This is a genomic window from Paenibacillus borealis (genome assembly GCF_000758665.1).
GTDB classification, from domain to species: Bacteria; Bacillota; Bacilli; order Paenibacillales; family Paenibacillaceae; genus Paenibacillus_AQ; species Paenibacillus_AQ borealis.
This window is the reverse complement of the sequence record NZ_CP009285.1, coordinates 1,493,365-1,508,210: the sequence shown is the minus strand read 5'-3', so window position 1 is coordinate 1,508,210 and position 14,846 is coordinate 1,493,365. Positions and strand designations below refer to the sequence as shown.

General features: G+C 52.6%; 11 protein-coding genes and 2 CRISPR repeat arrays. Of the genes, 1 reads left to right on the top strand and 10 read right to left on the bottom strand.

Annotation, left to right across the window (positions count from 1 at the left end):
* Window positions 1–124 precede the first annotated feature (124 nt).
* Window positions 125–2,588: a CRISPR direct-repeat array (repeat unit 33 nt; unit sequence ATTTCAATCCACGCACTCCACACGGAGTGCGAC).
* Window positions 2,589–2,879: 291 nt separating this feature from the next.
* On the bottom strand, window positions 2,880–3,521 hold the full coding sequence (locus tag PBOR_RS35300) for a hypothetical protein (protein WP_052429357.1): 642 nt from the start codon (window positions 3,519–3,521) through the stop codon (window positions 2,880–2,882).
* Between the two features lie 154 nt (window positions 3,522–3,675).
* Between PBOR_RS35300 and PBOR_RS06405 the strand changes: the two genes are divergently transcribed.
* Window positions 3,676–3,909: a helix-turn-helix domain-containing protein gene (locus tag PBOR_RS06405; RefSeq protein ID WP_039301959.1), complete on the top strand. Its 234-nt coding sequence runs from the start codon at window positions 3,676–3,678 to the stop codon at window positions 3,907–3,909.
* Window positions 3,910–4,037: 128 nt separating this feature from the next.
* A CRISPR array of direct repeats spans window positions 4,038–4,674; the repeat unit is 29 nt; unit sequence ATTTCAATCCACACACTCCACACGGAGTG.
* A gap of 384 nt (window positions 4,675–5,058) precedes the next feature.
* Here the strand turns inward: PBOR_RS06405 and PBOR_RS06400 are convergent.
* Genes PBOR_RS06400 through PBOR_RS06360 form a run of 9 tightly spaced genes read right to left on the bottom strand, consistent with a single transcriptional unit; the run spans window position 5,059 to window position 14,840 of the window.
* Window positions 5,059–5,865: a hypothetical protein gene (locus PBOR_RS06400; protein WP_042210967.1), complete on the bottom strand. Its 807-nt coding sequence runs from the start codon at window positions 5,863–5,865 to the stop codon at window positions 5,059–5,061.
* Window positions 5,866–5,877: 12 nt separating this feature from the next.
* On the bottom strand, window positions 5,878–7,176 hold the full coding sequence (gene hemW, locus PBOR_RS06395) for a radical SAM family heme chaperone HemW (protein ID WP_042210966.1): 1,299 nt from the start codon (window positions 7,174–7,176) through the stop codon (window positions 5,878–5,880).
* Window positions 7,177–7,180: 4 nt separating this feature from the next.
* A complete protein-coding gene (locus tag PBOR_RS06390) occupies window positions 7,181–8,464 on the bottom strand; it encodes a B12-binding domain-containing radical SAM protein (RefSeq protein WP_042210965.1) in 1,284 nt (427 codons plus the stop codon).
* A 26-nt stretch (window positions 8,465–8,490) separates the two neighbouring features.
* Window positions 8,491–9,774, bottom strand: coding sequence for a B12-binding domain-containing radical SAM protein (locus PBOR_RS06385; RefSeq protein WP_042210964.1), 1,284 nt, complete (start codon window positions 9,772–9,774; stop codon window positions 8,491–8,493).
* Between the two features lies 1 nt (window position 9,775).
* Entirely contained in the window at window positions 9,776–10,534 is a 759-nt protein-coding gene (locus PBOR_RS06380) for an alpha/beta fold hydrolase (protein WP_081971929.1), read from the bottom strand.
* 38 nt (window positions 10,535–10,572) lie between these two features.
* Window positions 10,573–11,721: a flavodoxin family protein gene (locus PBOR_RS35295; protein ID WP_052429356.1), complete on the bottom strand. Its 1,149-nt coding sequence runs from the start codon at window positions 11,719–11,721 to the stop codon at window positions 10,573–10,575.
* Window positions 11,718–13,157, bottom strand: coding sequence for a U32 family peptidase (locus PBOR_RS06370; RefSeq protein WP_042210962.1), 1,440 nt, complete (start codon window positions 13,155–13,157; stop codon window positions 11,718–11,720). Before PBOR_RS06370 ends, PBOR_RS35295 begins: the two co-directional genes overlap by 4 nt.
* Window positions 13,157–14,533: a radical SAM family heme chaperone HemW gene (gene hemW, locus PBOR_RS06365; RefSeq protein WP_042210961.1), complete on the bottom strand. Its 1,377-nt coding sequence runs from the start codon at window positions 14,531–14,533 to the stop codon at window positions 13,157–13,159. The genes PBOR_RS06370 and hemW (PBOR_RS06365) overlap by 1 nt, the downstream gene beginning before the upstream one ends.
* Entirely contained in the window at window positions 14,523–14,840 is a 318-nt protein-coding gene (locus PBOR_RS06360; RefSeq protein WP_052429355.1) for a carboxymuconolactone decarboxylase family protein, read from the bottom strand. Before PBOR_RS06360 ends, hemW (PBOR_RS06365) begins: the two co-directional genes overlap by 11 nt.
* Between the last annotated feature and the right edge of the window lie 6 nt (window positions 14,841–14,846).

The following is a 14,846-nucleotide window of genomic DNA, read 5'->3' as shown; positions in this document are numbered from 1 at the left end:
TAAAGAAAAAGCATCCAACATTGTTTCATGTTAGATGCTCTTTGTAATAGGAGTAGTAGTAACCCAGGGCACACTCTATACGGAGTGTGACGCTGCAAAGATACAACCGCGGCAACCTTTACTGATTTCAATACACGTACTCCACACGGAGTGCGACAAACGCTGAAAACTCAAGCGGCAGTAGATGGAGCATTTCAATCCACGCACTCCACACGGAGTGCGACAGGTCAGTAAGCATATTGCCAAGGGGTTTGTCTATTTCAATCCACGCACTCCACACGGAGTGCGACCCGCTGTTACTCCAAAATTTGCATACGCATAGAATTTCAATCCACGCACTCCACACGGAGTGCGACAAGCAATGGCAGGTACCCGCCGGCGCACTCGTTATTTCAATCCACGCACTCCACACGGAGTGCGACAGCAGCTGCTGCATCGGAATCCCACGCTCTACGCAATTTCAATCCACGCACTCCACACGGAGTGCGACTATGATAGGAGTCAGTGTACATCCCACTGGTAATTTCAATCCACGCACTCCACACGGAGTGCGACCAAGCAAGCTCTATATCGGCACTGCTTCAAGCGGATTTCAATCCACGCACTCCACACGGAGTGCGACCACTATGCGTACATTTGATCTGGACGAGCTTTGCATTTCAATCCACGCACTCCACACGGAGTGCGACATCGCAGGTACTTTTCAGGGCCTCTCTGCTACTTATTTCAATCCACGCACTCCACACGGAGTGCGACAGCCTTGCACCGGACGGCACTCTGTATGACGAGCTATTTCAATCCACGCACTCCACACGGAGTGCGACTTGAAGCCCAATTTTTCCTCATGCAGTATCTTCCATTTCAATCCACGCACTCCACACGAAGTGCGACTTTCCGTTAGCATCCCGTTCAAGTTCGTATGTCAGATTTCAATCCACGCACTCCACACGGAGTGCGACAAAAATGAGCATGTGCTTATCTACTATGATGATATTTCAATCCACGCACTCCACACGGAGTGCGACTCCAAGTGCCTGGCCTCCCAATTGCACAGCACCATTTCAATCCACGCACTCCACACGGAGTGCGACCTGCTGCCCCTTATCGCTGCAGGACTCGTCAGAGCTATTTCAATCCACGCACTCCACACGGAGTGCGACGGGGATGCCGAGCTTGCAATGATTGCCGGTGTCCATATTTCAATCCACGCACTCCACACGGAGTGCGACGGCCGCTGAATGATGACTTTGTTGTCTTCTGGATATTTCAATCCACGCACTCCACACGGAGTGCGACTCATACCACTTAGGTAATTCTGCACCGGCCTCGTTATTTCAATCCACGCACTCCACACGGAGTGCGACACGGAGATATCCCCAAGCGCGTCCAGTTCATCCTTATTTCAATCCACGCACTCCACACGGAGTGCGACCGTCCTTCACTTCGTATTTGTCAACACGCGGAAATTTCAATCCACGCACTCCACACGGAGTGCGACGATAATGCGTATCAAAACTGCTTGTCGTACCATCCGTATTTCAATCCACGCACTCCACACGGAGTGCGACGTACACAGGGACGTATCACATATAAGATGTGGTGGCGATTTCAATCCACGCACTCCACACGGAGTGCGACCTCCCAGCCATAAAATCACACTCCTTGTCCAATTATTTCAATCCACGCACTCCACACGGAGTGCGACATCACGGCTACCACGATTAAAAATAGCCGGGTCAGATTTCAATCCACGCACTCCACACGGAGTGCGACCGATCCACATAGTTTACATAGTTCTTGAGTAATCCATTTCAATCCACGCACTCCACACGGAGTGCGACGTACACTATCGCACTATTGACATGATTCTAAATAGGATTTCAATCCACGCACTCCACACGGAGTGCGACGCTGCTGACCATGGCGCAATGGTTGCCATCATGCGGAATTTCAATCCACGCACTCCACACGGAGTGCGACGCATTATCAGACTTGCCTAAAGGAGGCTTAATAATATTTCAATCCACGCACTCCACACGGAGTGCGACTCGTCAATGTAGTCGTCCGGTACGTCCGGGTGATTTCAATCCACGCACTCCACACGGAGTGCGACGCGGGATACATTGGTTTCGATCTGCTTGCCATCCAGATTTCAATCCACGCACTCCACACGGAGTGCGACCTATCCAGATCAAGCTGTTCTTGTAACTTCTACAGGTATTTCAATCCACGCACTCCACACGGAGTGCGACATCTCATCGTATAAAAGGTATAAGACCTCATTATTTCAATCCACGCACTCCACACGGAGTGCGACAATTTGGGTACTACGTGGTACGGTACAACTCCTGAAATTTCAATCCACGCACTCCACACGGAGTGCGACAATCTGACCGGATGGGATGCCGTCCAAGATATGACATTTCAATCCACGCACTCCACACGGAGTGCGACGGATATCCAAATGCTTTGTGGTCTCTTCAAAGGTATTTCAATCCACGCACTCCACACGGAGTGCGACAATTTTTCTGCAGGAAGTTCCTGCAGGAGATCCGATTTCAATCCACGCACTCCACACGGAGTGCGACAGCGAAAACCAGCATAACCCATGCTGTTTCCGCATCAATTCCCTGCATTTCCGCTAATACGATTCTAAAAAGAATATCGATCCACCATTGACTTTCTATAACTACTCTCAATCCCCTAGAGTTTCGACAAATTCTGAGGTGCGAAGGAGCCGGGGATTTCATGGGAGCTTGCCATTCGCACCAACGTCCGGCTCCTATCTAACTCTACAGAATATATTCTGCATAAGTAGTTTATTCCCTCTAAACCATACTAATTCTGCTTAATAAATGAAATCCTTTTATTTCAAGCACCTATGTAATATCTCGCATTCGCTCCAGCTTTTCGATAGCTTCAATTAGCGTTAAAGTGGGATTCGCCTTTCTGAAATTAACGGCCAGCTCAGCGGAGCCTCCAGCTTGTACCCACACCCAATAATCCAACGTATCTACATTCTCGAGATAGAATCGGGATAAGGCTTCAATTGGGTTAATATTATACATAGCCTCAAAGTCTGAAATGGGTATTGGATCATTTAGCAGATAATCATTTTTCAAATCATATAACACTGTAAAAATGCTATAATAATTTACGTTAACAATGACATTTATAAATTGGTTACATCGTACAGTTGTGTTTAATATAATTTGCATGTCATTTACTAATGCATTATCTTCACAATTTAACATCGCTATCAGTTCTCGCACGGTAATATGCGGATCATATGGTGCGCTTTCGATTATTAATGTCCAAGGCGGGTATTCCCCCATTTTAAAAACTTTAATTGCATCCGTAACATGACAACCAATGGTCTGCCATTTACGTCCAAGTGCATCAGTGAGATGATAGTAATGTATGGCATCTGGTAATCCTTTTAATTCCGGCCATACTAAATTCTTTTTAATGATATCCAGAATAGCCTGGACATTAAGTTTGCGAGGGCGGCGTTTGGACATATAGCTTCCTCCGTTTGATTGCTCTCAAGGATATTTGCAAAGCGTACCACTAAATTCTCACCTATAAACTGCACGTTTAAAGTTCAACTCCTATATCAACAATATACAATATGCACTTTAAAAGTGCAACTAATTTCGATTTTGGAGGAGCCATATGGAATTTAAAGACTATACTCTCTACTGCAAACTGGACACAATATTGAAGGCACATGATATATCTGTATTAAAACTGTCCAAGGAGATCGGGCACCGCAGAACAACAATAATGGAATTAATGCACAACACGAATATGGAAAAGAAGAAAATTTCAGCGGAGTTAATTATGAAGTTATGCCTCTATTTCGAAGTTACCCCTAACGATTTATTTGAAATACGCCGTAAAGAATAGTCTCTGATATGAAAAAGCACTGAATTTCTGCTGATTATGCGGAAGTTCAGTGCTTTTGTTTTGCTTGCATTGTCAATAAAATACGGTGTGCAACATGATCAAATTCCAGCAAAACGCCTTTTCGATGAATTCCAATCCACGCACTCCACACGGAGTGCGACAAGCGCAAGGCTCTTACTGAGCTCGAAGCATCCAAATTTCAATCCACACACTCCACACGGAGTGAGACCAAAGCCTGCCATGCAAATTCCTGCCATTTGAATCATTTCAATCCACACACTCCACACGGAGTGCGACCGGGTGTGAGACGGCGCGGGCACCGATCTACGGCTATTTCAATCCACACACTCCACACGGAGTGCGACCGAACTGGACGCACGGGTCGTGGTACATACGCAATTTCAATCCACACATTCCACACGGAGTGCGACGCCGTCGGCGTAACGAAGAATCTCAGCGTTATGCAATTTCAATCCACACACTCCACACGGAGTGCGACGCAGGAATTCATATTTCTTGGTTATTTCATCAGTATTTCAATCCACACACTCCACACGGAGTGCGACGATCCGCCCAACCCGCATCAATCTGCTTCTGTGTATTTCAATCCACACACTCCACACGGAGTGCGACTTCCCAGACATGTAGTGGCTCTTACTCCGTGGTGTCATTTCAATCCACACACTCCACACGGAGTGCGACCTGCTGAATCGTCATTGGATATACCTGCTGAAACATTTCAATCCACGCACTCCACACGGAGTGCGACTGCGGAAATCAGCATAACCTATCCCTCTTCCATATTAATTCCCTATTCTTCCGCTAATAAAATACTAGAAAGGATATCAATCAATTGTTGACTATATATAAACACTGCCTATTCCTTATAGTTTCCACAAATTCTGAGGGAGTTTGGCATTCGCACCAGCTTTTAGATCCTATCTTACTCTATCGCTTTTAATCTCCAGAATAATTAATTCCCTTTAACCGCTGCTGGTCCTGAAGCGACCGGAGCTAGTTATGAAGCCTGTATAGTTTTTCAGACAACTATTTCATTGAATTCCAAATCACAAACAGCCCAAACAGCCCAACCCGCGCATCGCGTACGGTCCGGCTGTTTGTGGTGTCTCGGCTTATTGATCAGTGTCCTCAGGCATTCATCAGCAGCTGGATACGCTCCACATCCTGGCTGTATTTTTTGGCCAGTCTGGCTTTGCCGAGGTTGGATTTCACGATTTTTTGCATCCGTTTATCTTCGGTCACAGCGAATTTGGCCAGCATCCGGAAGCCGGCCTCAGGGGCACGCTCGACGAATACACTGAGAGCATACTCCAGACCTTTGGACAGGACGCGGAAATCTTCCGTCCCATAGCGGGTCTTCCCCTCAGCAATCTCATCCAGGATGTGCTCCGACAGCTCCAGAGCATACAAGACATGGGCAGCATCCTTCAGCATAGGCGGGTGGGCCAGCGTCGCTACGAAAGCCCGCTTCTCCAGCGCACTGGCCTTGCCCATCATAGCATCGAACAAGCTTCGGAGCGCTCCAAAGTCCTGTTCCCCGATTCGCTGCAGCGCCATCGCTGCCGCTTCACGCATCCGCCAGCGGGAATCATTCATGGCTGCTTGACAACGCTCCAGAATGATCTGCTGCCTCGAAGAATCTGCATAGCGGTAATAGGTTCCCATCGCCTGCAGCGCACAGAAAGGCAAAAACTCACGGGGATCATCCGTCGGCGCATCCGCCTCCGCTCTGCTGCTCCATTCGACAAGCAGCTCCCAGGCATCGCCGGTTACCCAATCCGACCCGAAGGCATCCGCGAACGTGGAGGCCGCCCCCAGATTGGCCCGCGGACCCGGCAGATTCGACTCGCCGAGTAACCGCTTCTCAAGCTGCTTGAACTTCCCGGCGTCCTGAAGATCCTCATAGAAAATGTTCTTGGTCACTTTGCTGTTCATAGTACCCCTCCATCATTTTGGAAAAGCAATTTTGATATGTTCCTCGCAAAACTCCTTACATACATTGTTGCCCCAGAACAATCCTTCAAAACGTGTTAGAGCAATAGTCTCCTCACGAATATCCACCAGGCCCGCCTTGACAAACTTATCGAACAGCTCAGGAAAATGTTCCTCCGGGAAGCTGCCAAATTTACGGCGAAACAGTTGGCGGTCAATCGCAGTGCGGCGCAGGCCCATCGCCAGGAACTGGTTGGGCAGATCCTCCGGCGTCACTTGGTAGCCTAAGGAAACCGGCAGCTCTCCTGATGTAATTTTTTTCACATACTCCGGAAGCAGCTTCACATTCTGATAAGCATAGCCGCCCACTTCGCCGAATGCCCCCAGTCCGACAGAGAGCAGGTCCAGATGATCGTCAAAATGCTTGCGGCTGTAAATATGATGTCCGCCCGGCTGCACGAAATCATAGGTGGATTCGACCGCGTAGCCATGCGATTCCAGATAGCGGCAAGCCTCAACATACATCTGCTGCTCCAGCGCAAGATCACCGCAGGGCGGAAGCTCGCCGCTGGCAATGCGTTTGGCGAGGCCGAAGCCGGGAATGATCTTCAGCGGGAATAACGTGACATGACCGATTCCAAGCTCCACCACCTTCTCCAGATCCTCCAGCCATTCCTCCATGCTCTGACCCGGCAGATTGTACATCAGATCCAGGCTGACATTGGATATTCCGGCCTCCCGTGACTGCTGAATGGTCCGCAGTGAATCCTCGCTGGTCTGAAGCAGTCCGAGGCGTCTCCCCAGCTCATCATTAAAGGTCTGAACGCCCAGACTGATTCGGTTGACGCCAAGAGCATAGAGCAGCTTCAGCTTGGCCGCGGTAAATGAGGCGGGATTCCCCTCAAACGTGATTTCTTCAATATTCTGCATGGGGAGTGTGGCCTGCAGCTGCTCGAAGAGCGCCGTGATCTCTTCCTCGTCCAGAACGCTTGGAGTTCCTCCGCCAATATAGAGCGCCTCCACGGAGCAGTTGCGGATCTGCGGCGCCGAACCATATATCTCCAGTTCGCTGAACAGCGCGGTCAAATATTCCTGGCGGGCTGTCTGCTCATTGAACGCCTTGGGATACGGGCAGAACGGGCAGATGGAGTCACAGAACGGAATATGTACATATACAAGTTTAGAGCTTGGAGCGGCATGATTCAAGTTCATCATGGACGGCAGATGTTTGCTGTCCTCCGGGGTAACCGGAGAATTGCCCATGGGATAGTGGCCGATCCCTATCTCGCGGAACGGGTATACAGGCTTGTTCATTCGATCAAGTCCTTCCTCCAATTGAATTCATAAGCATATCCTTATAGATGTGGCGCGATGCTGCCAAGACCTTGTTGAGAAGAGCGTCACTGTAGTCCTTGGACTGATAGAACGCGGGAACCAGCAAGTTATCATTCTTCTGGATAACCTGCTCCTGAAGGGCGGTATGGTACAGTGCCGTATGAGGGTAGATACGAATCCCTTGACTGGCCAGAATATAGACGGGATTCAATTGGTTGACCAGTTGTACGGTCTCTGCCATGGTCTCTTCATGCTCTCCCGGCCCGCCGAACAGCAGCGACACCGAATACGGGATCTGATATTGCTCCAGGAGACGTCCCAGCTCCAGCAGCTGCTCCGGGTGGAATTGCTTGCCCATCCGCCTCAGCATCTGCTCAGAACCCGAATCCGCACCGATATCCACAAACCGGCAACCGCTCCTCTTCAGCAAGCAGACCAGTTCCTCAGTAATATTGGCCGGGGTCAGGGCACAGCTCCAGTCCAGTGATGCGCTTGTGCGGCCGATCAGCCCGCAGAACTCCATCGTCTCTTCCACATCATGATTGAAGACGCCGTCTACAAAAGTGATACTGTTCACTTGATAATCTGCCTGCAGGATCTTCATGTCTTCCATGAATTGTTCCGCAGGAATCCGGCAGCCGCCGGAATTCTTATAGCCCTCTGAGCAATAGATACAGTGCCTGCTGCAGCCTCTGGAGGCCTGATAGCCCATGGAGGCTTTTTTGATGCGGGGGTTCGGGATAAAATACTGCGGGGAGAACAGCGTCTTGGCGGGAATTCGGCTGTACACCGGATGATAGGCAGGAACCGCAGTAACTACCTTGTCTCTGCCTGCGGCCTGCCCCCGTTCAAGTTCATGGGCCAGCCGGACAGCCTCCGTCTCACCGCTTCCCTTAATTCCGTAATCCGCCCCCAGCTCTTCCACCAGCTCCTCCGGCATGACCAGCATCGCGGCTCCTCCAAGCAGAACCTTGGCTGAGCTGCATGTACGGCATACCTTCATTACTTCTCTTATAAAAGGCAGATAGCTCTCCGGCTGCTGGATCACCTGATTGTCGATGTTGCGCACAGACAGGCAGATCAGCTCCGGTTCAAATACCCGCAGCTCATCCCGGAGTGCCGCAAACGGTTCAGCCATAAAGGCCAAATCCAGAAAGCGGGTCTCGAAACCGGCAGCCGTCAGAGCCGAGTAGACCATCCCCGCCCCAACCGGAAGAACAGGCATCGGCTTCTTCAGGGTATTCGTAGACACTACCAGTATTCTCATGATTACGCCCACCCTGTCTTCCTATTTTAAATAAACATCCAGTCCGGATTCCGCTCCCGGTAAGGACGGCATATGCTGCTCGCCTGCTCCAGATTTAGCTGGGGGGACATGAAGAACTTCGGATGGAGCAGATCATCCGGCTCCGGGGAACCAACGTACCTGTACATATCTGTTGACGGCAGAATGCGGATGCCAAACAAACCGAAGATGTGCTGAACCTTCAATTCCTCCATCAGATCCAGCGTCTCCCTCAAGGTCTCGGGGGTTTCCTCCGGCCCGCCGATAAGCAGGCAAAAGCTGAAGGCTAAATCCTGTTCCTGACAGAGCTGCACCACAGCCCGGATTTCGGTCTGGCGGAAGTTCTTCTTGAACGACCGCAGGCAGATATCGCTGCCTGAATCAATGCCAAACTCCACTTCCGTACACCCTGCCTGCTTAAGCAGCCCGGCAAACTCTGCAGTGAAGAACCGGGGATTCAGGAAGCAGCCCCAGGACACCGGCACCGCACGCCCGATCAGCTCCCGGCAAATATCCTCAGCATGCTCCAAGGGATAGTTGAACACACTGTCCACGAAATCAAAGGAACCGATGTCATGCTGCAGCACCATCTGCTCAATCTCGTCTGCAATTCCCTGCGGCGACCGCAGGCGGACTGCCCTGCCCTCCAGCGACGGATAGGCGCAATAGGTGCAGCTCAGTGCACAGCCTCTCTTGGTCAATACATTATGGCGCACCTTCCGCTCCACATCATAGCTATGCAGAAATCCGCTGCGGCTCGGAAAATAAGGGTGATCCAGCTGTTCAGGCGCCTCCGGCGCCGAGTATTTCCATTCTCCGTTCTTTGTGCAGAACATCAGCCCGCTTACGGCAGATGGCTCCTCTCCCTTCTCCAGATGGGATAAGAGTTCAACCATACTGTCACAGCCATCGCCCACAATCCCATAATCAGCCCCCGTCTCCTGCAGCCACTGCCTGGGAAGGAGCGAGAAGCCCGCTCCCCCCAGAATGACAATAGCCGCATGGCTCCATTGCCGGACCCAATCCACCAGGAGGCAGACCTGCTCCACGAAACTCCGGGGATACTGCATACAGCAATTATCCAGGTTACGGATCGACACGCCGATGTAATCCGGTGCATAGGAATCCAGGTAAGAGGTAACAGCCTCCCGGGTATAGTCCAGCTGGGTCATATCCAGCATGCCTGCTTCATAGCCGGAGGCGACAAGACTGGCATGAATATAGCTGAGGCCAAGGGGAAATACGGGCGGCCGCTTCTCCGTATTCGCCGATATTAGCAGCACTCTGCCCATGCTACTCCTCCTTGAGGAAAGTGAGTATTGCACTGGCTACGGTTTCGCTCTCCTCAAGAAACATAAAGTGTCCGGTGCCCGGAACCGCCAGCATCCGGGAGTCCGGCATATACCGGTTCAGCTCCAAGGCCTTGGGCAGTGGCGTGATACGGTCCTCTTGGCCGGTTATAATCAGAGTCCTCTGCCGGATATCCTGAAGGATCGGCCGGAGGTCGGGATGCTTAATCTGGATCATCAGCCGGTGGGTCGCGGCGGGCAGCCTGGACCAGCCCTCCAGAATGAGATGCTGAACCTCTTCATGGTCTGCTGTGAAAAAATACGGAACCGCGGCTGCATTCGTCTGCTTTACTGTATCCGGCGTGATCTCCTCGCCGTGGCCGGGCCGCTTGAACGGAACCCGAAAGGTGGCGGCTGCCCCCATAAGCACCAGCTTCTTCACCCTGCCCGGATCACGTGCGGACAGCAGCAGCGCAAGCGTGCTCCCCAGAGAATGCCCCACAATGGAGACCTGCTTCAGTCCCTGCTCGTCCAGCAACCGGACGATATCATCAACCATGTCCTCAAGGGTGAACGGCGGACCGGAGTATTCCGACTGGCCATGCCCCCGCAGATCAGCACATAGCACCTGATAATGAGGCTGCATCGCCTGGGCCAATTCCCGGAAGACGAGCGAAGAGTCCCGGTTGCCGTGCAGACACAATACGGCCTCCCCGGTGCCTTGGCACCTGTAAAATAAAGGTATGCCCTTAGTCTTCAACATTTGTGACTTTCCTCCCTTGATCTTGTCCGTCTACCGGCTCATACGATGGCTTCCTCCAGATAGTCAACGACCCGGCCGATCTCCCGGCCCTGCGTTCCATCAACGGCAAACAGCTGCCACTCCTCCCTGGTCCGTCCCACCAGAATGGCCGGCTGGCCGGGTGCTACGGAGCACCGTGAGGCCAGCGCGTCTTCCCAGTCATAATACAGCTCGAAGCCGGGAACTGCCTGCCCCGTCTTCTCCTTCACAAATTCATGGGTAATGAAGTGGGGCAGCTGCCCCACTCTCGCGATCAGCGCACAAGCTGCCCTGCCGCCGAATTGCTGCTCCAGCTGCTCCAGCAGCGGCCCGCAGCGGCTGCTGGCCTGCTGATCCCCAATGACGAAGATATGCGGCTGCTTCTCCGCCAGCTCACCGAGCCTGACCTCCTCATCCCTGATGTTCTGAACAGTGAAGGCAGACCAGGCACCGGCCAGCTCCGCGCGCTCCTGCTGCTGTTCCCAGCGCACCTGCCCCTGCTCCGCCGGGCTGTCAAAGTAGGAGAATCCCAGAGCCGAAGCAACCCTCAGCCCGACGGCCCGGGCCATCATTTTGGCGGATTCCGCTTCTTCAATCGGTTTGCTCCAGGAGCGTTTACGGATACCCGGCTGGCCGTCGTATTCAATCAGGCTGATGCCTGCGCTGGCGATCATGGACAGCTTGATGGCCGTGAAGCAAGGCATGAGAGAGGCCAGCGCCCATTCATGCCCCGGACCCGCTGCGACGACAATCTGCCCGGCGACCTTTCCCTTGAACGCTTTGCCCTTCACCCCGGCAACCCGGTCATAATTGTAGTGCTCAAAATCCAGATCCTCGGCGGAGCAGGGCTCGCAGCGGTCGATCCAATTCTTCCAGACTGCCGGAAGCGAGAGTGCATAGACCGGGGAAGAGAAGATAAAGCCATCCGCTTCCTTCAGCTTGTCATACAGTTCTGTCAACTGATCCTCCGGCTTCTTCAGCAGATGGCAGGGTTTGCCGTTCATGCAGTTGCCGCAGCCCTCACAAGGAAGAATATTGTAATCATTCAGCCGCAGCAGTTCCGTCTGCACCCCCTGCTCCTCCGCTGCTTCGAGCGCGACGGACAACAGATATTCACTGGAGCTGTGATGCTTCTTCATGGACCCGGCGAGCCCGATCATCTTCTTCATCCCACAGCCTCCTCTGCATCCAGCTCTGCCGTATCAAATCCAAGTGACCTCAGGTCCATGAGTGCAAACATCCGGAAATCAGCCGGTGTACACAGCACATTGGCTTTGGCCACATCATATCTGGAGACCTGACCTGTTCCGTTTGCTGCGGCAAGCTCCTCGGCTTTCTTCCGGATCTCCGTGCTTGCCATGTCACGGATGAACTCGGGCTTCCGTCCCACAACCCCCTCATAGAGACTCTGGCCCTCCGCCGTCCAAGTCACCGGCGCTCCGGCGGCCGATTCGAAGAAAGTGCCTGAAGCCAGCGCCGCAAACAGCTCTTCAAACTCCCGGAGAACAGCTCCCCCCGGCTTCGCCACTTGAACAGTCCGGCTGGCCCATTCGGCACAGTAGCCGCATTTGTCACAGTCCATCCTGTCACATCGCTTAGCGCGGAAGCCCTCCAGGAAGCCCTCCAGACTCTCATTGTCAATGTTCGCCTGGAAGCTGAACAGCAGGCTGTAGACCTGTCTCATTTTTTCGGAGGGTGCGAAATCCTCCTTGATGTTCTTGGAGAAATTGGGCATTTCGAAATCAGCCTCCGCCATCCGCGAGTTGAGCAGACTGAGCAGATTGCCCTGATAACTCCGCCCGGAATAGGCCAGCGCCGTATCCGCAATTTTCTCCGTAGTCTTCATCCGCTCGGTCAGCTTGAATTTGTGATATCCCAGTTCCTCATAGATATGCATATCTTCCGGGCGAATCCATTGCGATTTCAGCAGCTCCTCGGGATGCTGGAGCTTGCGCTCGGTGCAGCGCAGCATATAATAATCCAGCGCAAAGCCGTCGGTCACATGATTGCACTGCGAGGCATGGCTCTGAAAGTTCGCATGATTCTGGCGCATCGGGCAATCCAGCAGGCAGTCATTGGTCGCAATGAGCTGATAGTCGCAGCTGGTACTCTTGCGCAGGCTCTCCAGAAAGGAAAAATCACGGTTCCGGCTCTCGGGCAGGGTAATCTCGCTGACACCCCGTTCTTCAAAGTAATGCGCCTGTCTAAGCGTGTTGACGTTGGCAAAGGTAGACAAGCTGATCTTGACGTCGGGCAACGCTGTACGCACCATATCAACCAGCATGGGGAGGGACACAGTGACATATTCCGGCTGCAGCGTACCGATCCATTCCAGCAGCTCGCGCAGGCGGTAATGAAATTCCTTGGTCGTCTCCAGATTATCCAGACAAGTGGCATTCAGCAGGTAATTGAACTTGAACCCGTAGGCATGAAGGAGCTTCACATGCTCCTCCACCCTTGTCCGGTCAATGGTTGGCAGCGCAAACGTTGGCCGGCCACCGCCCACCAGATCAGAGGATAACTTGCCATAGAATACATCCACATGTGAATCCTTCAGCAATAAAGGTAACCGGTCATCAAAATTGGTACCGACAGACAGCTTCATCACTTCAGGACCTCCCCGGTAACCTCGGCCGGTTTTTGTCCGCGTGCCAGCTTCACACGGCTCTCGAACGTCTGCTGATTCGCTTCCGAGAAGAATTCCTTGCATACATTATTGCCCCAGACAATGCCCTTGGCGGACAGGCGAATCTCATGCTCATCCGTTTCAAGCAGGCCTTTGGATACCAGGTCATCGATAGTCGGACCAAAGACTTCTTCCGGCTGATACCCGAACATGCCGGCAAAATCCTTCCGCTTCACCGACAGCATGCGCAGGCCCTTGGCCATCATTCCATGCATCGCCTCCAGATCATCGGCTTTACTGGCGATGAAGACGGACAGGAACTGCTGCTGAAGACGGCTGCTGTACTCCTGAATATCACCCTGATTGATGTACATCAGCTTGTTGACATAACCGAAGGCCGCCGGACCGTGCGCGAACAAATCCTTCTGCTGGGTGTAGTACAGCAGGACATGCCGGTCTTCGAAGCCCGGCTTGGCGAAATCCCACACACTATATTGAACATATCCCTCTTCCTGCAGCAGCCGCTTGGCCTCCAGATACATGTCCACTTCCAGATTAACGTCCCCGGTAGGCGGAATCGTGCCTTCCTTAATCATTTTGAACAGCGCAGTAAACGGCACGACACACAGGGAGAACACAGTGATATGATCAATTCCGAGCCGCACGGCCGTCCGGACATCCTCCAGCCATTCCTCCATGGTCTGCTCGGGCAGATTGTACATCAGATCAATCCCGATATTGTCAAAGCCTGCTTCCTTCGCTTCGTTCAGCACCTCGAAGGCCCGGTGCGAATCATGGCTCATCCGGAGATGCCGCCCCATTTTGTCGTTGAAGGTCTGCACCCCTATGCTGATCCGGTTCGCCCCTTGGGCACGGATGGCCTGCATTTTCTCCAGCGTTAAGGTAGCGGGGCTTCCTTCAAACGAGATTTGTGCATCCGGCAGCACCCGGTAATGCTCCTGCACGCTCTTCAGCATCTCCACCATCCGCTCGGCAGACAGAGCCGAAGGCGTGCCACCCCCGAACGTAACTGCACTGATCGTAGACTGTGAAGCATAGGGGGAAGAGGCATAGATGCCGATTTCGGCCTTGACGGCCTCCATATACTGCTCTACCTGCTTCTCCTGATAAGCCATCTTGTTGAAGGGGCAGAAGATACAGACTGACGCACAGAATGGAACATGCACATAGACTGCACCGACATTGTCCGCCGGAGGCTGACTGTTCAGATCCATCACTCCATAAATGTCGGCTGGAGCAATCTCGGTCACAGGATTCGGATAGTGGGACACACAGATCGGATCTCTATGGGGATACACATTGTAGAATGGCTCATAGGACGTCTTAACTGCCATGATGAACACCCCGCTTGGATTCCAGTGCCGTCATGGCCGCAGCCAGACCGGAGGATACAGCTTCAATACCAGCCACAGGCAGGCAATTCATAACGGTCTCCGTCACTTCCTCAGGGGTCGCCCCCAGCTCATAAGCCTTCAGTGCATGCAGCCGGATGCCGTAGGTAGAACGGTCAGTCACTACACAAGCCAAACGGACCAGTTCCCGCACCTTGGGCTCCAGCGTCCCCGTATCCTCAATCGCCTTGCACATGCCTTCAAATGCGGTGCCTACCTGCGGATTGACTCTCATCAACATATCGCTCATTTGCTA

Bases quoted from the DNA above. Each gene is read 5' to 3' on its own strand.
- PBOR_RS06405 (WP_039301959.1), top strand. From the start codon at position 3,676: ATGGAATTTAAAGACTATACTCTCTACTGCAAACTGGACACAATATTG.
- PBOR_RS35300 (WP_052429357.1), bottom strand. From the start codon at position 3,521: ATGTCCAAACGCCGCCCTCGCAAACTTAATGTCCAGGCTATTCTGGAT.
- PBOR_RS35295 (WP_052429356.1), bottom strand. From the start codon at position 11,721: ATGAAGAAGATGATCGGGCTCGCCGGGTCCATGAAGAAGCATCACAGC.
- PBOR_RS06380 (WP_081971929.1), bottom strand. From the start codon at position 10,534: ATGTTGAAGACTAAGGGCATACCTTTATTTTACAGGTGCCAAGGCACC.
- PBOR_RS06360 (WP_052429355.1), bottom strand. From the start codon at position 14,840: ATGAGCGATATGTTGATGAGAGTCAATCCGCAGGTAGGCACCGCATTT.
- PBOR_RS06390 (WP_042210965.1), bottom strand. From the start codon at position 8,464: ATGAGAATACTGGTAGTGTCTACGAATACCCTGAAGAAGCCGATGCCT.
- PBOR_RS06370 (WP_042210962.1), bottom strand. From the start codon at position 13,157: ATGAAGCTGTCTGTCGGTACCAATTTTGATGACCGGTTACCTTTATTG.
- PBOR_RS06385 (WP_042210964.1), bottom strand. From the start codon at position 9,774: ATGGGCAGAGTGCTGCTAATATCGGCGAATACGGAGAAGCGGCCGCCC.
- hemW (WP_042210961.1), bottom strand. From the start codon at position 14,533: ATGGCAGTTAAGACGTCCTATGAGCCATTCTACAATGTGTATCCCCAT.
- PBOR_RS06400 (WP_042210967.1), bottom strand. From the start codon at position 5,865: ATGAACAGCAAAGTGACCAAGAACATTTTCTATGAGGATCTTCAGGAC.
- hemW (WP_042210966.1), bottom strand. From the start codon at position 7,176: ATGAACAAGCCTGTATACCCGTTCCGCGAGATAGGGATCGGCCACTAT.